Source organism: Streptomyces sp. NBC_01390 (assembly GCF_045040105.1).
GTDB lineage: Bacteria > Actinomycetota > Actinomycetes > Streptomycetales > Streptomycetaceae > Streptomyces.
This window is the reverse complement of record NZ_CP109551.1, coordinates 4041472-4065891: the sequence shown is the minus strand read 5'-3', so window position 1 is coordinate 4065891 and position 24420 is coordinate 4041472. Positions and strand designations below refer to the sequence as shown.

The window sequence follows — 24420 nt, the reverse complement described above, 5'->3', positions numbered from 1 at the left end:
GAGCATCTTGTGGACGTTGCTGTACGCGCCTGGCTGCTGGCTCAGTTGGGCCCCACCACTGACCCCTCTGACCTGGATGCACGCTACGCGCGGCTGGACTCCGCCCGCGCTGTCGCGAACGAGGTCCTGGCCGAGCGGCGCGCGAAGCTGCTCGCCGAACCGCTCCGCATGACCGTGGACGGCGTCGTCACCGTCGACCAGTCCAACAACCTGACCGGCCTGGAGAGACAGATCGCCCATGGAGGACGTGCCCGCGCTTGACGATCCAACTGGCGGGGACACGCTGGTTATTGCCCCGCTGAAGCCCGCTCATCTCCGGTACCACCACGGGCGGCGGTAGTGGCCTACGCTTTCCCGCCGCTGCCCCCTGGGGACGTGGCCACCGTGGCGGCGCGTGTGTCGCCGCAGTGCTGGAAGATGCCTGGCAGCGCCTCGCCGCCGAGCAGACCGCCGTGATCGACGCGATAGGTAACAACGCCACTCCCGGATGGTCACGGCCCTCCTCGCCCAGTTCCAGGTCGCCATCACGGACTTCCAGCGGCGCGTCGATGCCGAGGCGAGAGCGTTCGTTGCCGGGCAGTTGTCCCACCTGTACGAGGAGGGGGCGCGCGCTGCGGCCCGCGCCGTCGGCGGGGACTTCTCGTGGACGCTCATCCACCGTGAGGCCCTGCAGTCGCTGGCCTCGGACTCCTACGCAGATTTCCTGCGCCGCTCCGAGGAGGAGCAGCGCAGGGCCACCCAGTTCTTCGGGCAGTCGGGAGGCGATGGACGTGTAAATCGCGCCCAAATGCGACCTGCGGACCCGCCCAAGATCGGCAAAAGACTATCCCAAGGCGTATGAGTCTGATTGCGGCTATTACATCGAGTATGCGACTACCTCTTTGTCATGCGACAGCAAAGTAAACATGGAGCCGATCGCGGAATGGAGGGACAAATAGGTATATAAGAAAAGCATCATTGTTCAAGTGTCGACCATGGAAAGGGTCATGACAGATTGTGATTTGCGTGTGAAGATCGCCGACTGGCGAGGCGATTGCGCCGGAAAGGACTTCACATGCCATCCCTGTTTCACAGACCCACGCGGCACAGGGCCGCAGGGTCTGAGCAGCCCTACCTGCAGGTATCCCCCTTGCAACGTCTGCGCCCGATCGCTGCGGCGCTGACTTTGCTGATGGCCGTCGAGGCTGCCGTGGTCATCGAATCGACGGGCCAAGCCGTCGCTCTGCCGCAGCAAACGAACGTCAAGAGCGCAACGGCCTCCGGTAAGAAACCGAAGAAGCTGGGTCCCGCCACTGCGGCCTCCGTTGCCGCTGCGCGGCTGAAGGCCAAGATTCAGAACCGCCGTATCGAGGCCACCGACGCTCGCACGGAGACCTCGACCACCTACGTGAACCCGGACGGTACGGTCACGGAGGAGGCGTACGCCGGACCGATCCGCTTCAAGGGCGACGACGGCTCCTGGCACAGCGTCGACCCGTCGTTGGAACAGGCTAGTGACGGTTCGATCAGGGCGAAGGGACACCCCCAGGGGCTGGTTCTCGCCGGAAAGCATGCCGCGCCCAAGGGGCTGAAGGCCGCTGGCGAGAAGAGTGCATCCGCCTCGGTGCCGCTTGCCACGGTGGAGGATCGTGCCGGTCGGCAACTTCAACTTGGCTGGTACGGGGCCCTGCCGCAGCCCACCATCGAGGGGACTGATGACACGGTCGCCCGCTACAAGGACGCGCTGCCGGCCACCGACCTGCTCATCGAGTCCACGCGGACCGGCTATGAGCAGTTCCTCGAGCTCAAGAATCGATCTGCCGTCGACTCCACCGGTGACGTCACCTACAGCCTGAAGGCTGAGGGGCTGACCGCGAAAGCGCATGCGGACGGATCGGTCACCTTCACCGACGCCAAGGGCAAGAGCGCGGGGGTTTTGCCCTCTCCGGTGATGTGGGATGCCCAAACGGACAAGAACTCCGGGGAACACACCCATCAGGCGAAGGTGGGGGTGAAGGTCGCACAGGACGGCGACGCCATCACCATCACGCTGACCCCGGACGCCGGGTTCCTTGGTGATGACAAGACGCAGTTCCCGGTCACCATCGACCCGTCCATCAACGTCGGCAGCAGTTTCGACACGTTTGTCGAGCAGGGTTACACCACCGACGAGTCGGCCGCGACCGAACTGAAGATCGGCAACAACGGCTCCAGCCAGGTAGCCCGTTCGTTCCTGTCGTTCCCGATGAAGAACATCACTGGGAAGCAGATCACCGCGGCGAAGCTGAACCTGTACGAGTTCCACTCCTGGTCGTGCACGGCCAAGGGCTGGGACGTGTACGGCACGGGGGCGGCCTCCACGAGCACCCGCTGGACGAGCCAGCCGAGTTGGGGCTCGAAGTACGCCACGAGCACGCAGACCAAGGGCTTCTCCAGCTCCTGCAACGACGGCTGGGTCAACGCGGATGTGACCTCGCTGGTGAAGGTGTGGGCCGGCAACGGCAACAGCACCAACAACCTGGGGCTGCAAGCCTCGGACGAAACTGACCCGTATGGCTGGAAGCGGTTCAACTCCGGCAACGCCGCCTCCAACACGCCCTACGTGTCAGTGACCTACAACTCCATCCCTGACGTCCCCACCCTGATATCGCCGGCCGACAAGGGGGCCACCAACGACACCACGCCGACCCTGTCGGCGAAGGCGCTCGACGGTGACGGCTCGCAGGTCACGCTGGATTACGAGGTCTGGGCGTCCAACGGCACCTCGGCGCTGCAGTCCGGCTCCAGCAGCAGCGTCGCCTCGGGCGCGACGGCCACCTGGACGCCGGCGGCTCTGGCGCAGGGCACCTACAAGTGGCGGGCACGATCCGGGGACGGCTCGGCGAACAGCGCCTGGTCAGCCTTCCGCACCCTCACGGTCGACACGACGGCGCCGGCGACGACCACGGCCTCCTCCACCGACTTCCCGGCCGGTCAGTGGTCGGGTACAGCGGACGCCAACGGCGACTTCACCGGCTCGTTCACCTTCACCCCGCCGACCAGCGATGTGAAGGAAGCCCAGTGGAACCTGGACGGCGGCACCTGGCAGTCGGTGGCCACCACCGGCGGCGCGGTCACCGCCAAGCCGGTCTTCCGCGCGGGCAAGCACACCCTGACTGTGCGCACCAAGGACGCGGCGGGCAACGTGTCCACGGGGAGTGCTTATATCTTCTATGCCGGTTCCGGCGCTGCCCTGCTGACCCCCGGCGCCGGGGACCGTCCCGCGCGGCGTACCGACCTGACAGGTCAGGGGAAGACGAGCGACACCGGAGTGCGCTACCAGTACCGGCGGGGCGAGACCGATACCTGGCAGGACATCCCCACAGCGGACATCCGCCGCAAGAGTGACGGCTCGACCCCGACTGCCTGGCCGGCGACCGTCACCGGCGGCAATGCCGAGGCCCTGGTCTGGAACATCACCGACACCCTCAGTGAAGACGGACCGGTCGACGTCCGCGCGGTGTTCACCGACGGCACGACCACAGACGTCTCCCCGGCCACCCGGATCACGGTGGACCGCAACGCAGGCCAAGCACCCAATGAGAAGGTCGGTCCGGGCAGTGTGAACACGCTGACCGGTGACTTCGGCCTGTCGGTCACCGATGCCTCTGCGTTCGACCTGTCGGTGACCCGGTCCTCCTCTTCTCGGCGCCCCGCCAACGGCACCCAGCAGGAGGGGCAGGTCGCGATCTTCGGACCGCAGTGGACTGCCGGCACGATCGCGGAGATCTCCGACAGCGACTGGGCATACGTGCGCAAGACGTCGGCCTCTTCGGTGGCGGTAGTGGACGTGGACGGCGACGAGACCGGCTTCACCGCGACCAGCAGTGGCGGCTGGAAGCCGGAGACAGGGGCGGAGGACCTGACGCTGACCGGCTCGCTGACGGGCTCCTTCACCCTGAAGGACACCGAGGGCACCACGTCGGTGTTCAGCAAGGTCGACTCCACCGCCACCACCTGGCAGTTGGCCACCACGTTCCTGCCGACGGACCAGTCAACCACCACGGTGATCTCGGAGAAGACCACGGTGGGCGGCAAGACGCTGGCCCGGCCGAAGTACGTGATCGCTCCCACCTCGGCGGTGTCGGCCGGCACCTGTGCGGCCACGCCGTCGACCAAGGGTTGCCGGATGCTGGAGTACGTGTACGCGACCTCCACCACCGCCACGAGTTCCGCTTTCGGCGACTACAACGGACAGGTGAAGCAGGTCCGTCTGTGGGCCACCGACCCCGGTGCCTCGGCCGCGACGGCCACGGTCGTCTCCCAGTACACCTACGACACCCAGGGGTTCCTGCGTGAGCAGTGGGACCCGCGCATCTCCCCAGTACTGAAGACGGCCTACGGCTACGACTCCGCTGGGCGTGTCACGGCGCTCACCTCTCCAGGTGAGCTGCCGTGGACCTTCGAGTACGGCAAGGCGGGCAGCAGTTCAGTGGCCGGCGACGGGATGCTGCTGTCGGCTTCCCGCCCGACCTTGAAGGCGGGCAGCAAGGACGAGCAGGACGGCGGCAAGGCTACGACCTCCGTCGTCTACGAGGTGCCGCTGTCCGGCGACAAGGCCCCCAACCAGGTCTCGCCCGGCGACGCCACCACGTGGGGCCAGACGGACGCACCCACGGACGCCGCTGCCATTTTCCCCGCCGACCAGGTTCCCTCCTCGCATACCGGAAGCGATCTGGGCGCGGCCGACTACGACAAGGCGACCGTCACCTACACCGATGCCTCCGGGCGCGAGGTCAACACCGGCCTGCCAGGCCGGCATCTGACCACCAAGCAGTACGACCGGTTCGGCAACACCGTCTTCGACCTGACCGCAACCAACCGTGAACTGGCCCTGGGCAGCGCGGACTACCAGGTCAGCACACAGAGCGAACTCGGCATCCTGTCCGACTCCACATCTGAGCGGGCCCGCCAGCTGGGCACCGTCTCGGTCTACTCGACCGACGGCAAGCGGCAGCTGGAGGAGTCCGGGCCACTGCACCTGGCCACTCTCACCAAGGCCCTCACCGGCGACGCGGACAGCCCCGACCTCCCGGCCGGAGTCCAGGTCGCGGCGCGTGAGCACACCGTCAACAGCTACGACGAAGGCCGCCCCACCGACGGCACCGCCACGGTGACCGACCAGGTGACCACCACCAATGTGGGCGCCACGATCGACGGCTACCCGACGGACGGCGACGTACGCACCACGGCCACCGGCTACGACTGGGTCAAGGGACTGACCACCAGTGTCGACACCGATCCCAACGGGCTGAAGCTGACCAAGACCACCAGCTACGACGCCCAGGGACGGGTCACCAAGACCACACTGCCCAAGTCCACCGGCACCGACGCCGGCGCCACGGTGACCAGCTACTGGTCAGCCACCGGAACCGGCACATGCGCCGGCCGCCCGGAATGGGCGGACCTCGTCTGCTCCACGGGCCCAGTCGCCGCAATCACCGGCGGCGGCTCCAACCCCACCGAACTGCCGGTCAAGACCACGGAGTACGACCGCTGGGGCAACCCTGCCAAGGTAAGCGAAACGGCCAACAGCGTCACCCGCACCACGACCAACACCTACGATGCCGCAGGCCGCTTGAAGCAAACACAGGTCACTGGCGGAGTCGGAACCGCGGTTCCGACCCAGACGACCACATACGACTCGACGAGCGGTGACGTAGCAACCGTCTCCAATGGCACGGCCACCATCACCCACACCACCGACCAACTCGGTCGGGAGATCGCCTACGACGACGGCGCGGGCAACGTCACCCGGACCGAGTACGACACCCGCGACCGCAGGACCCGGGTCACCGACTCGGCGCCTTCGACCGTCACCTACGACTACGACAACCCCGCCGGCCTGCCCAGCCGTATCCACGACTCGGTGATGGGCACCATCGGTGACGTCACCGGCTCCTACGACTCCGACGGCCGCCTGTACAAGGAAGTGTTGCCGTGGAACATGAACGTCGAGTTCGACCTCGACCCCACCGGCAATGAAACCTCCCGCTACTGGCACTGGGAATCCGGCTGGACCGTCCAGGGCGAATCCACCAGTGAGAACATCCACGACCAGGTCGTCAGCCGCACCGTCTACACCGGCGGAGGCGCCTACCAGGACTACGGCTACGACGCGGCGGGTCGCCTGACCAAGGTCGACGACTCCGAAGGCGGCGTCACCACCCATCGGGCCTACGCGTTCGACGACAACACCAACCGCAACTCGCTGACCACGACGGTCGACGACGTCGACGGCGGCACTCCCACCACCAACACCGTCAATTACACCTACGACAGCGCCGACCGGCTGATCGCCTCCGGCACCGTGTACGACGCCTTCGGCCGTACCACCGCACAAGCCAGCGGCGCCCAGAACGCCTACTACGCCAACGACCTCGTCCGCCAGATCACCGCGAGCGACAAGCGCACGACCTGGAACCTGGACGCGTCCGGACGACTCGCCTCCTCAACCACCGAAAGGCAGGCTGAAGACGGCACCTGGAGCACGGACACCACCCAGACCAGTCACTACGGCCGCGACGGCGACAGTCCGGACTGGACGGAGGAGGGCAACGGCGCCATCAGCCGAAGCCTGGAGGACCTGACCGGCAGCCTGATCGCCACCACCAGCGCGACCGGTGACGCCGTCCTGCAACTCGCCAACCTCCACGGCGACATCGCCACCCAGATCCCGCTCGTGGACAACACCACACCGGTCGTCAACACCTACGACGAATACGGCAACCTGCTACCCGGCACCGACCCCACTCGCTACGGCTGGCTCGGCGGCAAACAACGTTCCACGGAAACCCCCGACAACGTGACCCTCATGGGCGTCCGCCTCTACGACGCAACCACCGGACGTTTCCTGTCCGTCGACCCCGTCCCTGGCGGCAGCGCCAACGCCTACGACTACGGCTACGGCGACCCGCTCAACCACTACGACCTCGACGGACGCTGGTGGTGGGGGCACCACTATTGGCACCGTGTACACCGACGGATCAGTCACTGGGCGAGACGCCACCCGTTCGTGCGTCACACCTATTATGCTCTCCGGCACTGGGGCGGCCGCGTGTTGCGCAATCACTATGTCAGACAGTGCGGGTGGTGGGGCGGAGGCGCAGGTGGAGCGACTCTCGCGTATGGCTGGTGGGCTGGGCCGGTCGACTGGGCCGCGGCCGGGTTCAACGGCGCCTTCGGCTGCGTAGCCGGAATGGGCAGTTACCGATGGGGCTGAAAAGGAGCACAAATGCAATCCCCGGATCGTAAACCCGACCGTATCGGGTCTATCATCGCGGCCGTCGCAAGTGTGAGCAGTATCTACCTGGCTCATCTCGCAGCACCAAAGTTGCCACTCGGGTTCCTGGTCATCCCTGGAATCATCGTCGGGACAGCTATAGCAATCGCTGTACGCAAACCACGTCGAACGAGATAGTCGACGACTGCACGATAGCTGCGTAGCAAAGGGCACCCACCCGGAGAATCCATAATTTGGGAGCAGGATCTTCTCGGCCCCGCCAAGCTTAGGCTCGGCGGGGCCGAGAACTGCGAGCGAACAGTTGCGGGCACCTGTAACTCGCTGCACCCGGCGGAGGCAGAACACACCGCCGCAGAGGTGCGTCGATCATCATGGGCGCAACGTGAGGCACTTGATCGGACAGTCTCAAAAGCAGGGTCTGCGTCGGCATTGCTGATGGCAAAAATAAGGCATGGTGAAGTAAAGCGTCGCTGAGCAGGTCGACATGGAAAGGGCTTTCGTCGATACTTCAAGTATCGAGTTTGCGGGGCCGAGAGGCGCTGGAATATGGGCTTCGGGATCCTGGGCGAGTCCGTCGCGAATAGCAGGTGCTTTTCGGGAGCGATGTCAAGGTGTCCGCGATTATCGGTGTGCAACCCTATATCGTCAGTCTCCTGCGGCAAGGGGGATTTGAATGAGACTTCAGTGACCCGCCGCAGGCCCTTCCGGGAGTACCTTTTGATACGTCGTAGGAAACGCGATGAATCTCAGTCGCCATCGAATTCTCCGACCCCCGTGAAGGCTATTCAGATTGCCATTCCAGAGTTGATTTCCCTTGTTGGGGTTATTGAGCATGCTCAAGAAAGAATTGCCCAACTGAGCGATGCTGACGGCGGCACTATCGCCCGCGCCAGCGGAACCGCACTCGTGCCATCACTGTATGCGCGAGCGGGGTTGGCCTTGGTGAAAGGTGTTGACAGCATCCCCTTGCTTGCCGACGAGGTCGGCCTTCTTGAGGCCGCAGTAATCAATCTGGAGTCGTATCAGGGAAATGAAGTCGTCTTGTGTGCTGGCTATCAATTGTTGAATGATTTCGCGAATCGAGATGATGACTCCTATCCGTTGTGCTCCGTGCATGGAATCCTGATCTTCGCCGGAGATGCAGAGGATCCTGCCAGCGACCCGGCGAAACCTTCCCTGATGTGAGACGGGATTGATGCGCCGGTAAACGGGAACGTGGCGTCGTTACTGACCTTTTCGGCTTGCCTTCGGGTGGTGACGTTGGGTGATCCCTGCGGTGTGCCGGTGTTGTGCGGTACGCGGATGGTGGGGGCCTGACTGCTGAGAGGCGGGCCGTGCGTGAAGGGATCCGGCTGGGGGCCGGGCAGAGGTTCGCATGTGGCGACAGGACGTCGGACATCGCCAAGGACCTGCGGGTGAGTGAGCGTTCGGTGGAGCAATGGCGCCGGGCCTGGCGTGAGGGCGGCGTGGAGGGTCTGAAGTCGAAGGGGCCCGCGAAGCTGCCGAAGCTGTCGGACGTACGGTTCGCCCTGCTGGAACAGGAGCTGGCCAAAGGGCCGGCCGCGCATGGCTGGGAAGATCAGCGGTGGACGCTGGAACGCGTCAGAGTACTGATCGGCCGCCAGTTCGAGGTCAGTTGCTCGATCGCGGGAGTGTGGCGGCTCCTGCACCGCCACGGCTGGTCCTGGCAGAGCCCGGCCCGTCGCGCACTGGAACGCGACGACCATGCGGTCGAGCTCTGGAAGAAGGACGTGTGGCCGCAGGTGGAAGGACCGCGGCGGCGCTCGATGCCTGGGTCGTCTTCGAGGACGAGGCCGGGTTCGCGATGACGCCGCCACGGGCCCGCACGTGGGGCCGGCGCGGGCAGACTCCTGTGGTGAGAGTGCGGGGACGGTCCCGGCGACGGATCTCGGTCGCCGCGATGTGCTGCTGCCGGCCTGGCGAAAGGTCCCGGCTGATCTACCGGCCCCGCTTCCACTCGCTCCTCAAAGGAGCACGCAAGAGCTTCGCCTGGCAGGACTACCGCGACCTCCTGGTCCGCGCGCACCTGCAACTCGGCGCCCCGATCATCGTCGTCTGGGACAATCTGAACACTCATCGCACCGCCGGACTGCGCGCCTACGCCGCTGGCCATAACTGGCTCACGGTCAGTCAACTTCCTTCCTACAGCCTGGACTTGAATCCGGTGGAAGGCGTCTGGTCCCCTGTTACAGCGAGGGCCGACGGCCAACACCGCATTCACCGATCCCGACCACCTCCCCCGCACCCTCCGCCGAGGCCTCGCCCACATCCAGCGGCATCCCGGACTCGTCGACGGCTGCCTCACCGAGACCGGGCTGGCCCTCACTCCAGACCACCCGAAGCTAATGAGACAAGGTCAGTAGGTGTAGCGGGCCCAATGCGCTCGCCGAGCGTGCGTCCGGATGAACCACGCAAGTAAGTACCCGACGATTCACAGGAGATGACATGAGTCCCCGCATCGAGCACAGCACGAAGGCGACCCAGCTGGAACGCGCGGCCGAATTTTCGTGCACGAGCTGACCGGAATTTCCTGGGTGTCAGTCGCCACGCGATGCGAGAGATGGGGCCGATTATGGGTCCCAACTTCGTAAACCTGGGTCAGTGAGCGATGGCCTTGGCGATTGACGTCATTCGATTCGGGCTGCACCGGGACCTGCGGAAGATGCGCCAGGACTTCAAGCGGGCGATGCCGCGCTCGACTGGCGCTCGTGCAGCGGCCAGTGCCCGGTTGAGGGTCTTCTCTGTGGGGGTGAGTTCCTGCAGGGGCTTGCGTTTGATGCCGGTGGTCAGCCACGGGCCGGCGCCCTGGTAGGCGAGATCGGCCAGGATGGGAACGCCCTGGCGCTCGCAGATACGGATGATCCGGTGAGTGCGGGCCGCGGTCAGGTCGTGAGTGCGGCCCGGCAGAGCGGGCGAAAGCCACAGCAGCCGGCCGCCGGGGTCGGTGACGACCTGCACGTTCACGCCGTGGCGCCGGTGTTTGTGGGAATAGTCGGCCCGGCCGTCGCCGACCCGGTCGCACTCCGCGAGGGTTCCGTCCAGCAGGACGAAGTCCGCCTCGGTCTCGCGCAGGACCTTCAGCAGGCCCGGTGCTCGTTCGGCGAGCAGGTCGACGACCGCGCTGGTGTAGGCGTGGGCGGTGGACTCGCTGATCCCGAACCCGGCGGCGATCTTCGCCAGGGTGGTGTGCTCGCGCAGGTACACCAGTGCCACCATCGCGCGTTGGGACGGGCGGAGCTTGCAGCGGCGGTCACCTTCACGGGTGACGATCAGCATGGTGACCCACTCCACGAGTGCATGCGGCAGGTCGAGTGCGGCAGGATGGACGACCAACGAGGCCCCCGAGCAACGTGATTGAGACGTCAGACATCTCGATCAACAGCCCGGGGGCCTCGCTCGTTGCGCTTCACGCCCCAGCAGCCGAAGCACGGTAGTTGTCACCGGTAAGGCTGGCTGAACTGGTGAATACGACCGATCGAAGCAGCCTGGTTGTCACCTGCGAGGCATACGGCTTGTCACTTGTCACCAGTAAGCAAGATCGAAAGTGCCTGGCCGTCTGAGGCGGGATCCATCCGGTGACACTTCACAACCGTGGCGACCTCCCGAGCGTCCAAGTACTGAGCGCGTCGGCAGGAGCCGGCCACGGGGGGAACGGAACGCGAGTCATGCGGAAATACGCGGTCGATCCGCGCGTCACACGGTTTTTCTGGATTCCGCGAGGTGTAAGACGACAGCCACCCACGCCCGTCAGGCGGTTGGTAGGACTCTGGCTGGCGATGTTTGCTCTCGGCGCCGGATTCACCGCATTCGGCTGGGACGATGAACTAGGGGGCTCCCACCCCATGGCGGTGATGCTCCTTTTCCATGTCGTCGACGACATCATCGAAGGGGTACGGCACCGCTGGCCGGCCGCACTGGCGGCAGTGGCGCTCATGTGGGGAGCGAGCCGACTCACCAACATGGTCCTGCCCGGCTCCCTCGACGCGGCTTGGGCGGCAACCCTCGCCGCCGCCGTCGGTGTCACGCTCGGGTTGGCTGTGGCTGCAATGATCACACGGTTCCCGGAGCGTCGACTGCGTTGGCCCGTCAAAGGCCACTCCCGATTTGATGGCGGGCGCTCTTAGTAGACAAGACGTGCGGAACATAACGAACTTAAGTTCGCGCTGAGCCCGGTCGAAGACCGTCGCTCATGTACCGGGGAGGAACCATGGCCGAAGGCCAGAGCGACCAAGGAACGAACCATGCGGAAGCCTCTGACAATGTCGTGGATGAACGGACCGTAGTTGAACTGGCGTATCGACCCCAGTCCGCCGACACTCTGGTCGGCCTGCAGGTCCGTGAGCGGATCAAGAGGACCGGGCTACTACTGCGGGGAGCATCTTTCCTCCTGGGAGTAGGCCAATGGTTGGTCTCCACCGTCGTCCGCGGCAGTGTCGACGTGTTCTCGACGGCTGTGCTCCTGCTGGTCGTCTTGATGCTGTGGGGTTATCCGCGGCTGCAAGCCGCCCAGGTGCAGCGGCTCGTCGGATGGCAGGGCGAGTACCGTGTCACCGTGTCTCCGGCCGGGATCACCTGCCGTAACGACCACGCCACACTGATCCAGAAATGGCCCTTTTTCCAGGGTTACCGGGAAACGTCAGGTCACTTTGTCCTGCTCAGCCGGGATCCCAACATCATGTGCCTCGATGTCTTGCCCAAGCGGGGCGCCCATGACGCTAGGGACCTTGAGCGGCTACGGGCGATCCTGGACCAGTACACCCCTCGCGTGTGACAGATGTCCGCCGTGGTGACGACAGGCGCGTCTATGCGGTAACCGTTGTGCTTGGGCTCGCCCCTTGTGCCGACGCACGATAGTCGTCACTCCTAATTTGGGCCCCATGCGGAGGATGCGCGGTTGTGTATCGACGACTCTCAAGACCCCTTCGGCGTCGGGGGCGGTGACTTGGGTACTGAGATGTTGGAGTTCAGGGGCCATGGTGCCCTCAGCCCTCAGGCGTGCCCGCGGGACGAAGTAGAGCGACGCACCATGATCTTGGTGATAGCCGGCCTGCTTATGTGACAACTATCGTGCTTAGGCTCACCCCATCACCTGATCGGTGGCCAACTCGAAGAAGCTCAGTCAAAGAGGGCAACGACTCCATTTACCCAGATCGCGAGGAACGCAAGAACCCCAACCAGGCAGCCGACCCCCGCCAGCACACCGACGACCGTCCACGGCTCGGAGGGTGCTTCCTCGTACGCCTCCTCAAGGCCGTCCCGGTAGGAGGCGGGGTCGTCCCAGTCGACGGGGTGCCCCAGTTCCTCGCCGCAGGCGGTCCGTACCGCGACCAGCTGCGCCTCCGCGAAGGAATTGGCAGCCATCGTCTCGGGGCCGCACCAGGCGAGGGCCTTCATGCGCCACCCGGGAGACCCGTACCGCGCCTCGAAGGCGGCGGTCTCGTCGGCGTTGCGGTCCTCTTCGAGGTACATCCAGCGTCCGGCCTCGGCGGAGTCGCCGTAGAGTCGGTACACCTCGGCCAGACGTCGACGGAGCGTCAGGTCGTACGGGAAGGACGAGACGAGACCGCGCAAACGCTGACGCGCGACGGGAACCCGGCCGGCGGCCAGGTCCGCATCGACTCGGGCAAGGGTCTCTCTCAGAGGCATGAACGCATGATCGGTTACCGCACCGATCCGCGTCGACCTGGTTTCTCGCTCAGTGCTCACTCGCTCTCAACGGCATCGACCGAACCGCACTGAGACGGGACGCGCGAGAACAATCGAGATCAGGACGGCGCTTCATCTGTATCAGTGGGCGCATCGACTTGACTGAGTCCGAGCATAGCTGCTTCGTAGTACTGGGACATCCCTTGCAGAGCGAGGTAAAGAGCTTCCCGCGGAGGGGCTGGGGCGCTCAGTTCGCCTACAGAACCGACAGGCTCAACGGAGTATCCGACCCGTTTCGCTCCACCTTGTTGCTGCTGTTCTTTTCCGCTCTGCCGCAACTGGCTGCGTTCATGGAACCATCGAGTGACAGAGCCGATCAGTTTTTCCTCCCCGGCGACCTTCGGAGATTTTTTTTCTGGCTCTCCTTCTGCGGTTTCGTTGTTCCCTGCCATAACTTTTGCTCCTTGTTTCACATTCACTGTCCCCCCATGGCTCGCGCGAAGTGACTTGCTTTTTTACTGTTCCCTTTCAGCGAGGAATTTAAACGTCGCCGTATGCATGAGCCACTTGTAGATGATCCATGCGGCGTTGATGACCGATACAGCCACCAAGAACATCCACGGGAGGCGGCTAACTCCCAGGAACTCGAACCCCCATGTGTTCGGGTGTATCGGGAGCCTAACGTTTGAAACATTGATCATATATAGGCCGCTAGCAGCCATTGATACGGCTGTGGTGACGAAAAGAGAGACACGCGCCGTCAACGTTCCCTCGAAGAGCCTATTTGGCCTCGAATCGAATCCCAGCCAACTTGCCGCCACGCCAGGGAAAACCAGCAAGAATGCGGGAGCGTCTGTGCCAGGATCCCCCTTGATTGATATGACAAGGCCGATTGCCCATACAAGCCAGAAGCATGTGGCTGCCGCGATGGCAGCTCGGAATGAAGACCCTGGTGGAGTCTCGAAGAAGTGGAACGTGAGTGTCGGGGCTTGTTCTGGATTTTTCGGCTCAGGGAAGAACCGGCCATAGAAGTGAGCGTACGGCTGTCCGAGCCTGCGTCGAAACCTGTAATGAGGTGGGGTAGGGGCGTTGTATTGCACTTTGGTGAGATATTCCTCCCCTTCTTTGCCTGGAAGGAATTCCTGATGGGCAAGGTAGAGCCCCTCTGGACTTTGCACGCGGAGGTGGAAACTCTGGCAGGTACTCGCATTGTCGAGGGGTATCTTCAGGCTGACCGGTCGCGTACCCAGAAGGGCACGCAGCAACGCCTTGAGGCGTCTCTTGATGCCCACTCCCCAATCGCCGAATATGCTCGTGATCTTTTCTGGCACGAGATCGAGTTTGGGGATGGTGGTTTCCTCGTACCGGATGACGAAGCGTCCGTCTTGTGGAAGAGGGACGGACGCGATGAGTGCGTAGTTCTTGGCGAGTTTCTCTACCAGGCGAACGGCCAGATCGCGGTAGGCCGGATTGTGAATACCTTGCATCTTTAGCAGTTCTTCGCGTCCGCGTAGGGCTGCCTCGCTCTCATCGGAATTAGCGGCCCGGGGGATATCAGGATTATTGCGCTCGATAATCGACACAAGGGCGAGACGCTCGGCTTCGGCGACTTTCGGGCTCAATTTCTGCTCTTTTGACTGTAGTGCGCCGAGTATGAGAACGCGTAATACGGCGGCGCTGATAATCAAGGATTCTCGGTATGACAGAACTCCGAGCTTCTTGCCGCTCCCGTCGGTAACCTCGAGGTTGTCCAGGTACTTTCCTTTGCTGGCAAAGACGAAAGGTATGAAGACTCGCTGCTCTTTCGAGCTGGTTTTGCCGGGATCGGGCAATAGCTCAGGAGGAATTTGAAATTCGACAGTGACCGCTCGTTGAAGTGTACGCTTTTTGGGTATGTAAACTTCATCCACTCTTTGTCTCAGCTCGACTGGCTGCGTAACCGCGAGGGTGAAGATCTCGGACTGGAATACGTCAGTGTATCGGCCGGTCCCTGCGAGTTTCTGAAGTGTCTTTGCCCGGCTTTCAGGGACGGATTCATAGAACTTTCGCGCCTTAATTGAATTCTTAAGTTTCTTCACCTGATACCGCTGTCCTGCCCGGCAGACGCAGATGAAGATGGCTGCCGCGGCAAGGCTGCGTATGGCTGGTGCGTCCCAGGTCCACCCCAGTGCGCTGAGGGGGAAAAACGCGACTAGGGCGAAAGCGAGCAATGTGAGGATCAGAGTTTTCATGTCGTCCCCCTGCTGTGCTATGCCGTGGCGAGCGCCTCAGTATGCGGGTGGTCGCAGCAGCGCCGCTGGCACTTTGCCACCCCTTGGAAGAGGGTGCCGCGTTTCCGTCTGGTCGAACGCGAGATCCTCACCGACATTTATGAAGGGCACGGCGGGATCTTCCCCAAAGGTGATCCACGTATCGTCCTGCACCTGGAAAGCTAGGCGTACGTCGACGACTCCACCTCGAAGTACAAGCTGATCACGCCGCTAGACGCCCCGGTGGCTTCGCGCGAGGACACGGTGGGCGTCGTCAACGCCGCCGACCCGGCAGTGACCGTCACGACCTCATGGTCGGTCGCCCGCACGAGCTGACCCGCGCCATGCTCGCCCTGCTCCGGGAATGGGCCCTCGGCCAGTGGGGCGAGCCAGAGCCGGAAGACGGTGCATCCGCGCCAGTTCCGCGACCTCCTGCCGGTCCCACTGCGCGAACTGACTGACGTACCGCGCCCGCCGCGCCTCCCGCATCCTGCCGACCCGGCTGCGCCCCTCCTCCGTGAGGTGGACCAGCCAGGCCCGCCCGTCGGCGGGGTCCGGTTCGCGGGCGACCAGACCCGGTCCTCCAGCGCACGCAGCTGACGGGACATGGTGGCCTGCCGATGCCGATGCCGATGTAGACGGCGAGGTCGGTGGCGCTCCTGCGGCAGCCGGGGTGTCCACGCCGTGGCCGGACGGGGGTGACAGGCCGACGGTCTGTGAAGTCCGGTTGAGCAGTGCCGTGAACGGCGTGTGGTCCGGGACGACTGGCTGGTCAGCCCCTCGGGAGCCGATGGGCCTCTTTCGTCTCCGGTGATCGTTAGCGCAGTCGAAGTTAGGCCGATGGGATCGTCGCTGAACTCGTGTCCGAAGTGGACGGTCAGGTGTTGGGGACCCGTAGCTTGTCCCAACTGGTTTTACCGGGGATGCCGTTGGCGTCGTTGCCTTTAAAGCCGAGCTTTTGCTGCCAGGCGGCGAAGGACTTCACGTCGCCCGGGCCCCATACGTCGGCGTTGGCGCTCGACTCGTACCGGTTGCAGCCTTCGGTGACGAGTCGGTGGTGCATTGCGGCGATGATCGGTGACTTCTTTCCGGTGTGGAAGAACGACGCACCGGGGAACGGCTCGAATTTGGCGGGGCCGGCGGGCCCGCCATCCATGAACTGCTTGTAGGCCCCGTTCACGAACGTGGACCACTGCTTCCAGTTGTGTGCGTCCTTGATGGCCTTTGCCGTCTTGGCGTTGTAGACCGGGTCCTTGAGCTTTGCCGCAACCCTGAGTGTGTCCGGCTGGGAGAACTGCCCTGGATGCTTGAGGGAGCGTATCTGGAAGAGACCAATGGACGGCCCCCACTTGTGGTCGACCACATCCTGGTCTCCGATGATCCCTGGGTCGCCTTTGGACTCTGCCATGGCCACGGCCGCCGCGATTTTGACGTCATTGCCGGTGAACCCTGCCTGTGTGGCGAGGGCGCGCAGCTCGGTCAGGCTCATCTTCATTTTCCGACACCCCTCTAACGACCGGGAGGGTAAGGGATATCGCAGATCCTCTTAGCTGCACCTCCGTGGAATGCGAGGCGGCTTTGTGAGGCGCGAAGGATAAGTGATTTCCAGCGTATGGCGAGGTCAGGGATCGTGCAAACGGAGCGCCGACAAGCTCCAGCTCGTGCACAAACATGCGGCTTCAGTCGTTCTGGAGGCATCGACTGACAGTTGTGGCACCGAAGTTGACGGCGGACTCTACTGGAGAGCGGTTGCGAAGTCCGTCTGAATGCCCAGGTGCCCGTACGGCCCCTCCCTGCCGAACTCGTGGAACAGGAGGACTCGGTGAGGGCGTGGCTGGAGGAGCGCGTCCAGGGCATCGAGCGGTCGGTAGGTGTGTGATGTACCGAACGGTCCCCCAACTTGACTCGCTGACCCCGCTGCTCGCCACGTGGTTCCCGCAACTCTGCACGAGGACCCGACTACCCGAGGTCTCTGTCCAGGGTCACCCGGTGTTCGCCCTGCGGTTGCGGGGTCGGCTTGGCGCTGAAGAGCCCGGCATGCGGGCGGCATTTTGATGACTTAGCATGGAATTGCATGCTTGGTCAGTCGATTACTGCTCGGGCGGGAAAGCAGGGTCACATCATGTACATGCTTCGCGAGGTATACCAAGCTGAGCGCGGGAAGGCGCCGGAGATCGTGGCGGCGTTCAAGACCCTCACCAAGGTGTTTGAAGAGGCCGGGTTCGCGAATCGGCGAATCTACGTCGATTACGCAGGTCCCATGGATACGGTCGTCGGTCAATGGGAATTCGACAGCCTCGACCAGTACCTCACCATGGAGCGAGCGTTCTTCGTGAATCCGGATGAGAACGCCCAGTCACTGATCGACGCGTTCAACAGCAACGCGGTATCCGGCTACAAGGAGATCTACGAGGTCATCCAGTAGCGGATCACCTGGGCGACAGAGGCCGCCACCGTCACCCGCGCGTTCCCGGACCACGACCGGCTGCACCACTCAGCGGGACACCATCCTCAAGGCGGTTTATGCTCCGTGTAGACGTCTTGACCAACGACACCGGTCTAAAAGGCTCCACCCCAACTGCCGGGGTGGAGCCTTCGTGCGTTGGAAGGGGAATCCGCTATGAGGTCGTAACACGATCTTGTTGAAGTGGCCTGGTTGGGCGCGACCAACTGCACCGCATCCTGCTCGCCGAACTCAACGCGGCCGGCGAACTCCGGTCGCCGGTCGACCGGCGGAAATCCGGCAGCAAACACCATCTGATCTGCGACGGCCGCGGCACCCCGCTCAAAGGCATCACTACTGCGGGCCGACGTCAACGACGTCACCCAGACCCTCGCTCTCGTCGATGGCATCCCGCCCGTGGCCGAACGGCCCGGCCGCCCGCGCCGCCGTGCCCGACTCACTTCTCGGCGACAAGGGCTACGACTCCAACCCCAACCGGCGTGAGCTGCGCAAGCGGCGGATTCTGCCCGTCATCTCACGCAAGAGCGCCCCGAACATCAAGGGCCTGGGCAAACCCCGCTACGTCGTCGAGCAGACCTTCGCCCTGCTCCACCAGTTCAAGCGCCTCGCCGTCCGCTGGGAACACCGAACCGAACTCCGCGACCCCTTCGTCTCGTTGGCCTGCATCCTCATCTGCTGCAGACGTCTCACGAAGGCCCGCAGCATTTCAGAAGGGCAGCGGCTCGGAACTGAGTGACTCGGTGTACCCCAGGGACCACCGCCCGGGAACGGCGGCGCAGATCGCATCCAAATCGGCGCGGGTCCGGCCCCGGACGTGAAGCCAGCTGTGGACGCCCAGGCCGTCCTGGCGCAGCAACCTGCCCGGGGCAGAGAACCAACGCACCGGGAATTCCTCCGGACCCGTCCACATCGGGTAGTCCGGCAGTGGGACCCGCTGAAAGTGTTCGGGCACCGCACCAAGCAGGTCCGCGGGCAGCTCGCACGCGTTGTACAGCCGTCCCCCGCCGCCGAACAGCGCCTCACTCAGGACGAGTTCCACACAGGCCAAGGACACCCGGTCCAAGAACGGCACCCAGCCGTGCCGCGCCTGAACGAGCACCGGAGGATCGTCCCGGTCAAGGTCGGCAAGGCGCACCCCCCCCAGAAGGCACAGCCCTGGTTCTCACTGCGGAAGACGAGGACGCCGCCGCACTCGTCATGCACGAACACCTCGTGAGGCGGCAGCAGCGGATCCTGGTTGGCGACCAGGTCGGGCCGGCCACCCACGAGCGTATAGAACTCGTGCAGCGCAGTCGGCAGGGAGCAGCCGAGCATCGCCTCAGCCTGGGCCAACTCTGGACTGGGCGTGCCGTCATCCTCGGCCAGCGCATCGCCCCAAGCAGCAGCAAAGCCGCGGATAAATGTCCAGGCCCGCTCCCGATCAGGAATGCCGCCCTCCAGGGCGCGGGCCACGTCGAAGCTGCCACTCATGCCACGAAACGTATCGGAAGCCCGAACCGCATCACCAAGAGACCATCAAGCCGCCAGAGAGAGCCGCCCTCCAGGACCAGTCCGCAGTTTCGGCAACTCGCTAGAGGCCCAGCAGGGATCCAACAAACGCCATGCCTCGATGACACCACCACGATCGTGTTACGAGCTCTTAGTGGGATTTTTGTGAACCACGCGCACGGTCATGCTTTCCCACGGGGAGGGCGGTTGCGAGTCGATGCCCAAGGGCAGGGAAAGGCCCAACCCCGCCTCTCCCTGCCCTTCACATGAACCTGCCCTTCATATGAACAGCGGGTCGACCGGCGGCCATGGGTAGCCCAGTTGCTCAGCGTCATGCGAACCTCCCCAGACCTCGGCGGTGGCACGGGGATCGCCTGAGGTCAGCCGCGCTTCAAGGCGCTCGGCTTGATCCGATGGGGCGTCCGCGTCGATCGGGAGGGTCATCCCGAACTGGAGCCAGGGCAGATCTGCGTCGGCCCCGTTACGGGGATGCCTCAGGACGACGTGGATTCGATCGGGTTCCTTGCGGGAGGCCCAGACGCCTTCCAACTCGCAGTCCCACCTCACGAGCCAGTCCCCGTGTCCCCTCAGCGCCGTCTCGAGCAGCCGCGCAACCGCTCCTGCCGGCCACTCCCAGCTGCGGTCCTCTCCCGCTCGCAGGACCTCGGCCTCGTACTGACCTGCGGTGAACCTGAACCGTAGCTCCGGCAGGTCGAGGTCCTGATTGGCCAGGTCGCGCCAGCCTGCCCAGACAACGTGATCCCTGTTGCGCGTGACCGTCATGTACAGCGCGCCACAGCACTCCTCCACCCCGCACCCGGACCAAGCGAGACGAACCTCGTGGGGCGTCGCCGTGGCATGCAACGGCCCGTCCTGGCCCAGCAGATCCCTGGGGTCCACTCCCAGGTACCGGGAGCCTCCCACGCCACGGGGGAGCACCTCGGCCAGAAGATCCCGGCCATTGACGATCGGGCGGACCTCCACACTGCCCTCGTCGGGTGGAGGGCACGCGATGCTCAGACTGAGAAAGTCCGGTCTCGTGGTCATCGGCCGATGAGCGCTGAGCTGGCTCGCAACTGTCATGTGAATTCGCGTGGCCTCCGCTCAGGGCGGTAGTTCGGGCCGCTCTCCGGCACGCTGGCCTCGAATACCCATCCGGAACGACAGAATGGCAGCCTGGGGAATCACGGGCTCTGTCGAGGATCTTGTGACGGGCGGGGTGCTCAAAAAAAGAGGTGGACGCCCCCGGGATACTGGTTGCCATGGCCGTCACGCAGCAGCTTGCCCGAGTCTCTGCGGAGTATCTCGCCGCCTGCCGGACACGCGCCGAGGAGTCCTCCGATGGCTTTCACCAGTGGGATCCGCCGGAGGCTGACTGCCTCGACCTGGACTGGGCCCCAGCCTTGCTTGAACGTGCGTGCGAGATAGCCGGAGTCAGCGAAGTGCACCTCGCCGCGCTCGGGCAGGCCACGGAAGGCGGTGTGGCGATGGATGTCCGTTTCCTCAACGCTCATCCCCATGCCATCGGGCCCTTCGGGCCTGCACCAGCGGCACTTGAACCGTTGGCAGTCAGGCAGGTCTCCGGTCTGCTCGGGGAGATCGACGTCCAGGCCGTTCTGGCGGTGCTGCCACTCGACGTCCGTGAGGCAGGAACGCTGATCGGCCACGGAGCCGAAGGACTCGTCGACGGGCCCAGAACGTATCTGATGGGCCATTTCGAGGCCTTGCGAGGGTTCTATGCGGAAGCCTCGCAGCGGGGCTTTGCTGTCGTCTCATGGTGGGACTGACGTCCCGAGGCGGGCTGTTGGTCGCCGTGGCGGACTCGGGTGTGGGTAAGGGTTGGGCAGTCGTCTTCGCGGCGCTTTCGATCTCGGTCACCGGGGCAACCTTGTCGAGGCGGGGGCGGTCGACCGTCCGTCGGGCTTCAGGAGGTCCCTCGCCGGTCGTCCGGCGTGGCCCCCTCCGATCGGCGGCGGCCCGGTCTTGGTCGTACAGGAGCGCCCGACGGCGGGCTGACGTCCGAACTCGCGTCGGAACGGCATCCGTGGGAAGTGACCCAGCCCGGTGCGTCCTATCGGATGCGGTGGGCCAGTTCGGTCGCCCCGCCCATCAGCCATTCGAGCGGCCCTCGCTGGAAGAAGCGGGACCAGAGGGTGGCGAGGACGGTGACCGACGCGATGAAGCCGAGCAGGATGTGCAGGGGCGGGACGGCCGATGTCTCGGGGTCCAGGAGCCAGATGGCGGCGATGTGGTAGACGTACGCCGTCAGTGACATCGAGCCGACCGCGATGACGGGCCCTGCCAGGCGGCGCAGCCTGGGGAAGGCGTCCGTGGCGGCCAGGCACGCGGTGATCACCAGGATCGCCACACCCGTGGCGGCCACGATGGACAGGGTCGCCTCGCTGTGCGGGGCTGAGGCCAGCATCCCGGCGGGCGTGTCGCCGAAGATGCCGATGCTGTCGGGTGATACGGACGACATGGACGCCACGGACGACGTGCCCGGCCCCTGTTCGGCTTTCCGGACTGCTTCGGCCGCACCGGGTATGAGCCGCACCGCAAGCCAGGAGCCGCCGTAGCCGGTGATGGCGAGGGCGACGCCGGTGAGCGCGAGGCGTATCCGGACGGACGTGGCAGCCAGGTCGCAGCGGGCGACAGCCATACCGGCGATCACGAACGGGACCCAGGTCAGGGCCGGATAACCGCCGGTGAAGAACAGTGAGACGGGGCCGTCGGCCTGGCCGTAGGAGAGGAACACGCGGCCGCCGAACACCGGCTTCAGCGCGTACAGCAGCTGCGGGCCCACCAGGGCCCAGCCCACCGCGATCAGCGCCAGTGGCTTGGCGCCCAGCCGGTACAGCGGCAGCACGAGCAGGAAGAACAGTCCGTAGAAGGCGAGGATCGGCACGACCGGGGTTCCGGTCAGGGTCAGGGCCGTGCCCAGGGCCAGGAGGATCGCCGCCCGGATGACCACCTTGGCGACGGCCTGGCGGCCGGCCACGCCGGTCTTCGGTGTGCGGCGGCCGGTGATGAGGGCGACCGCGAAGCCGGCCAGGACGGCGAACAGGGCGGATGAGCGGCCTTGCGCCAGTTCCATGAGGAAGCCGATGACCCCGCCCTGGCCGGGGGCGGGGCCTACGTGGACCGCGTACATGCCGAAGACGGCCAGGCCGCGGGCCAGGTCCAGCCCGATCAGCCGCCCCACGCCGGGCGTGCCGGGCGTGCCCGGCGGGGGCTCACTGCGCTCGGGGTCGGGGGACGGCGCGTCGGCCGTAAGCGGCGGGGAGTCCGGGTGATGGGTCATGGCCCTCAGAGTGGAGACCCGGGCCGATCATGGGCTATCCGGCAGAAGGCTGCCGTGTCCCTGCCGAGTGGTGGGTGCTACCCCGCCGTGTGGCTGGAGCTGCCGTCCGCCGGGTGGCAAGAGCTCTACGTGGCTCTATGGTCGAGTCGGCATGGGCCGGAGACGGCATGAACAAAGGTGAGGCGGAGCGCGTGATCCGGGTAGTGGTGGTCGACGACGAGGCACTGGTCCGCTCGGGCTTCGAACTCATTCTGGGCGCGTCCGAGGACATCGAGGTCGTCGCGACCGCGAGCGGCGGCGACGCGGTGGAGACCGTCCGGCGGGAGCGGCCGGACGTGGTGCTGCTGGACATCCGGATGCCGGACGTCGACGGGCTCACCGTCCTGCGCGAGCTGCGGATGATGCCTGACGCTCCGGTGGTGGCGATGCTGACGACGTTCGACGCCGACGAGTACATCCTGACCGCGCTGAACTCCGGTGCGGCCGGTTTCCTGCTCAAGGACACCGAGCCGGAGCAGCTTGCCCACCTGGTGCGGACCCTGGTCGCGGGCGGTGTGGTGCTGTCGCCCAAGGCGTCGCGGACGCTGCTGCACGGCCACCCCGGCACCGAGGTGGCCGTCGACGAGGAGGCCGCGCGGGTCCGGCTGCTCACCGCGCGGGAGCGTGATGTCCTCGTCCTGGTGGCGGAGGGGCTGTCGAACGCCGACATCGGGGCGCGCATCCACCTGGGGGCGGGCACGGTGAAGGACCACGTCAGCGCGATCCTCACGAAGCTGCGGGTGACGAGCCGGGTGCAGGCCGCGCTGCTGGCGCAGCGGGCCGGGCTGCTCGACGAGCCCCCGCGGTCCGAGGCCGGCCGATGAGCCGTGCACGTGCCGTGTGGCAGCGGGTTCCCGAGCCGGTCGTCGACATCGTCGTGGTGGCGGTGGCGGCCATGGACGTGCTGGTGGTGAACATGGGGGAGTACACGCGCCCCGGGGCCGCGCTGGCCGCGGTCGGCTGCGCCGCGCTGGCGTTCCGGCGCCGGTTCCCGCTCGGCGTCTTCCTGCTCACCCTGCCCATCGTGCTGATGCAGGATGTCGCCGTCGCCATGCTCGCGGCGCTGTTCACGCTGGCCGAACGCTCCCGCGACCGCCGTCTCCTCGCGGTGTGCGTCGTCCTGGCCGCCGTCGCGAGCAGCGTGCCGTGGCCCCTGGCCGCCGAGGACCGGACCATGACGCTGGTCTTCTTCGTGTACGGCCTGGCAACCAGCGTCACCCCGGTCCTGTTCGGCCAGCTCGTCCAGGCACGACGGGACCTGGCGCGGCGGCTGGCCGAGGTCGAGGAGGCCAGGGAGCACGAACGGACCCTGCACGCCCAGGCCGTGCTCGCCCGTGAACGCGCCCAGCTGGCCCGCGAGATGCACGACGTGGTCTCCCACCAGGTCAGCCTGATCGCCGTACGGGCCGGGGCGTTGCAGGTCGCCGCCAAGGACGAGGACGCCAAGGAGGCCGCCCGCACGATCCGTTCGCTGAGCGTCACCACCCTCGACGAGCTGCGCACCATGGTCACCCTGCTGCGCGCCTCCGGCGGCAACGCCACCGAGCTGACTCCGCAGCCCACCCTGGCCGACCTGCGCAAACTGGTGGAGTCCAGCGGCACTCACGCGGAGCTGACGGGTGAGCTGCCGCCCACCGTGGGCACACCCGCCCAACGCGCCCTCTACCGCACGGTTCAGGAGGCGCTGACCAACGTCCGCAAGCACGCCCCCGGTGCCGACGCGCGCGTCGAGCTGTGGCAGGACGGGGACGGTGTCGGAGTGACCGTCACCAACACCCCTCCCACGCGCCCCTCCCTCTCCTTGCCCGGTTCGCAGCAGGGCCTGGTCGGTCTGCGGGAACGGGCCGAGATCCTGCACGGCACCCTGGACGCGGGCCCGACCGCGCAGGGCGGCTACCGGGTGCGGCTGAGGGTTCCCCTCAGCGCGGACTGACGTTCTGTTCCGTCGGCT

At 65.3% G+C, this 24420-nt stretch carries 21 protein-coding genes and 2 pseudogenes; 13 read left to right on the top strand and 10 right to left on the bottom strand.

The genetic code is table 11. The features are described from left to right. Window positions 1-9: 9 nt before the first annotated feature. The 6 genes and pseudogenes from OG241_RS18150 (at window position 10) to OG241_RS18125 (ending at window position 9645) form a co-directional block, all read left to right on the top strand. Window positions 10-261 carry a hypothetical protein gene (locus OG241_RS18150; RefSeq protein ID WP_405816534.1) on the top strand — a complete coding sequence of 84 codons (252 nt, stop codon included), beginning with the start codon at window positions 10-12 and terminating at the stop codon, window positions 259-261. Window positions 262-487: 226 nt separating this feature from the next. Further along, entirely contained in the window at window positions 488-841 is a 354-nt protein-coding gene (locus OG241_RS18145) for a hypothetical protein (RefSeq protein ID WP_405816533.1), read from the top strand. Between the two features lie 288 nt (window positions 842-1129). After that, a complete protein-coding gene (locus OG241_RS18140; RefSeq protein ID WP_405816532.1) occupies window positions 1130-7240 on the top strand; it encodes a DNRLRE domain-containing protein in 6111 nt (2036 codons plus the stop codon). Window positions 7241-8035: 795 nt separating this feature from the next. Next, window positions 8036-8446 (top strand): hypothetical protein, encoded by a 411-nt coding sequence (locus OG241_RS18135; protein WP_405816530.1) that lies wholly within the window; start codon window positions 8036-8038, stop codon window positions 8444-8446. A 104-nt stretch (window positions 8447-8550) separates the two neighbouring features. Beyond that, complete coding sequence (locus OG241_RS18130) at window positions 8551-9090, top strand: winged helix-turn-helix domain-containing protein (RefSeq protein ID WP_405816529.1); 540 nt, start codon at window positions 8551-8553, stop codon at window positions 9088-9090. Next, window positions 9087-9645, top strand: a pseudogene (locus OG241_RS18125) (transposase). Before OG241_RS18130 ends, OG241_RS18125 begins: the two are co-directional and overlap by 4 nt. Before the next feature lie 235 nt (window positions 9646-9880). Here OG241_RS18125 and OG241_RS18120 read toward each other — a convergent pair. Then, complete coding sequence (locus OG241_RS18120; RefSeq protein WP_405816528.1) at window positions 9881-10615, bottom strand: transposase family protein; 735 nt, start codon at window positions 10613-10615, stop codon at window positions 9881-9883. A gap of 443 nt (window positions 10616-11058) precedes the next feature. Here OG241_RS18120 and OG241_RS18115 point away from each other — a divergent pair, with 443 nt between their 5' ends. Both OG241_RS18115 and OG241_RS18110 read left to right on the top strand, forming a co-directional pair. Then, window positions 11059-11406: a hypothetical protein gene (locus tag OG241_RS18115; RefSeq protein WP_405816527.1), complete on the top strand. Its 348-nt coding sequence runs from the start codon at window positions 11059-11061 to the stop codon at window positions 11404-11406. An 83-nt stretch (window positions 11407-11489) separates the two neighbouring features. Beyond that, window positions 11490-12053 (top strand): YcxB family protein, encoded by a 564-nt coding sequence (locus OG241_RS18110; RefSeq protein WP_405816526.1) that lies wholly within the window; start codon window positions 11490-11492, stop codon window positions 12051-12053. Window positions 12054-12397: 344 nt separating this feature from the next. On the opposite strand, the gene OG241_RS18105 is transcribed toward OG241_RS18110, so the two are convergent. The 6 genes and pseudogenes from OG241_RS18105 to OG241_RS18080 all read right to left on the bottom strand — a co-directional run bounded on the left by OG241_RS18105 (window position 12398) and on the right by OG241_RS18080 (window position 16672). Then, window positions 12398-12928 carry a DUF6584 family protein gene (locus tag OG241_RS18105; RefSeq protein WP_405816524.1) on the bottom strand — a complete coding sequence of 177 codons (531 nt, stop codon included), beginning with the start codon at window positions 12926-12928 and terminating at the stop codon, window positions 12398-12400. Window positions 12929-13047: 119 nt separating this feature from the next. Continuing rightward, window positions 13048-13380 (bottom strand): hypothetical protein, encoded by a 333-nt coding sequence (locus OG241_RS18100; RefSeq protein ID WP_405816523.1) that lies wholly within the window; start codon window positions 13378-13380, stop codon window positions 13048-13050. Between the two features lie 63 nt (window positions 13381-13443). After that, a complete protein-coding gene (locus OG241_RS18095) occupies window positions 13444-15159 on the bottom strand; it encodes a hypothetical protein (protein ID WP_405816521.1) in 1716 nt (571 codons plus the stop codon). A 200-nt stretch (window positions 15160-15359) separates the two neighbouring features. Continuing rightward, on the bottom strand, window positions 15360-15482 hold the full coding sequence (locus tag OG241_RS18090; RefSeq protein ID WP_405816520.1) for a hypothetical protein: 123 nt from the start codon (window positions 15480-15482) through the stop codon (window positions 15360-15362). 4 nt (window positions 15483-15486) lie between these two features. After that, window positions 15487-15841 (bottom strand): annotated as a pseudogene (locus tag OG241_RS18085) (MarR family transcriptional regulator); the annotation flags it as partial. Window positions 15842-16054: 213 nt separating this feature from the next. Then, window positions 16055-16672 carry a peptidoglycan-binding protein gene (locus OG241_RS18080; RefSeq protein ID WP_405816519.1) on the bottom strand — a complete coding sequence of 206 codons (618 nt, stop codon included), beginning with the start codon at window positions 16670-16672 and terminating at the stop codon, window positions 16055-16057. A 627-nt stretch (window positions 16673-17299) separates the two neighbouring features. Here OG241_RS18080 and OG241_RS18075 point away from each other — a divergent pair. Together OG241_RS18075 and OG241_RS18070 are read left to right on the top strand one after the other, a co-directional pair. Continuing rightward, the gene (locus tag OG241_RS18075) at window positions 17300-17602 is read left to right on the top strand and encodes a hypothetical protein (protein ID WP_405816518.1); all 303 of its coding nucleotides are present in this window, start codon (window positions 17300-17302) and stop codon (window positions 17600-17602) included. A gap of 421 nt (window positions 17603-18023) precedes the next feature. Further along, a complete protein-coding gene (locus OG241_RS18070) occupies window positions 18024-18377 on the top strand; it encodes a transposase (RefSeq protein WP_405816516.1) in 354 nt (117 codons plus the stop codon). A 287-nt stretch (window positions 18378-18664) separates the two neighbouring features. Here OG241_RS18070 and OG241_RS18065 read toward each other — a convergent pair whose 3' ends face one another. Further along, window positions 18665-19111 (bottom strand): SMI1/KNR4 family protein, encoded by a 447-nt coding sequence (locus OG241_RS18065; protein WP_405816515.1) that lies wholly within the window; start codon window positions 19109-19111, stop codon window positions 18665-18667. Window positions 19112-19408: 297 nt separating this feature from the next. Further along, complete coding sequence (locus tag OG241_RS18060; RefSeq protein ID WP_405816513.1) at window positions 19409-20176, bottom strand: hypothetical protein; 768 nt, start codon at window positions 20174-20176, stop codon at window positions 19409-19411. 215 nt (window positions 20177-20391) lie between these two features. On the opposite strand from OG241_RS18060, the gene OG241_RS18055 reads away from it, so the two are divergent. Next, window positions 20392-20916 (top strand): DUF1877 domain-containing protein, encoded by a 525-nt coding sequence (locus OG241_RS18055; RefSeq protein ID WP_405816512.1) that lies wholly within the window; start codon window positions 20392-20394, stop codon window positions 20914-20916. A gap of 284 nt (window positions 20917-21200) precedes the next feature. Here OG241_RS18055 and OG241_RS18050 read toward each other — a convergent pair whose 3' ends face one another. Then, on the bottom strand, window positions 21201-22430 hold the full coding sequence (locus tag OG241_RS18050; protein WP_405816511.1) for a DUF418 domain-containing protein: 1230 nt from the start codon (window positions 22428-22430) through the stop codon (window positions 21201-21203). A 167-nt stretch (window positions 22431-22597) separates the two neighbouring features. Between OG241_RS18050 and OG241_RS18045 the strand changes: the two genes are divergently transcribed. Together OG241_RS18045 and OG241_RS18040 are read left to right on the top strand one after the other, a co-directional pair. After that, on the top strand, window positions 22598-23293 hold the full coding sequence (locus OG241_RS18045; RefSeq protein ID WP_405816510.1) for a response regulator: 696 nt from the start codon (window positions 22598-22600) through the stop codon (window positions 23291-23293). Beyond that, complete coding sequence (locus OG241_RS18040; protein ID WP_405816509.1) at window positions 23290-24402, top strand: sensor histidine kinase; 1113 nt, start codon at window positions 23290-23292, stop codon at window positions 24400-24402. Before OG241_RS18045 ends, OG241_RS18040 begins: the two co-directional genes overlap by 4 nt. Window positions 24403-24420: the final 18 nt, after the last annotated feature.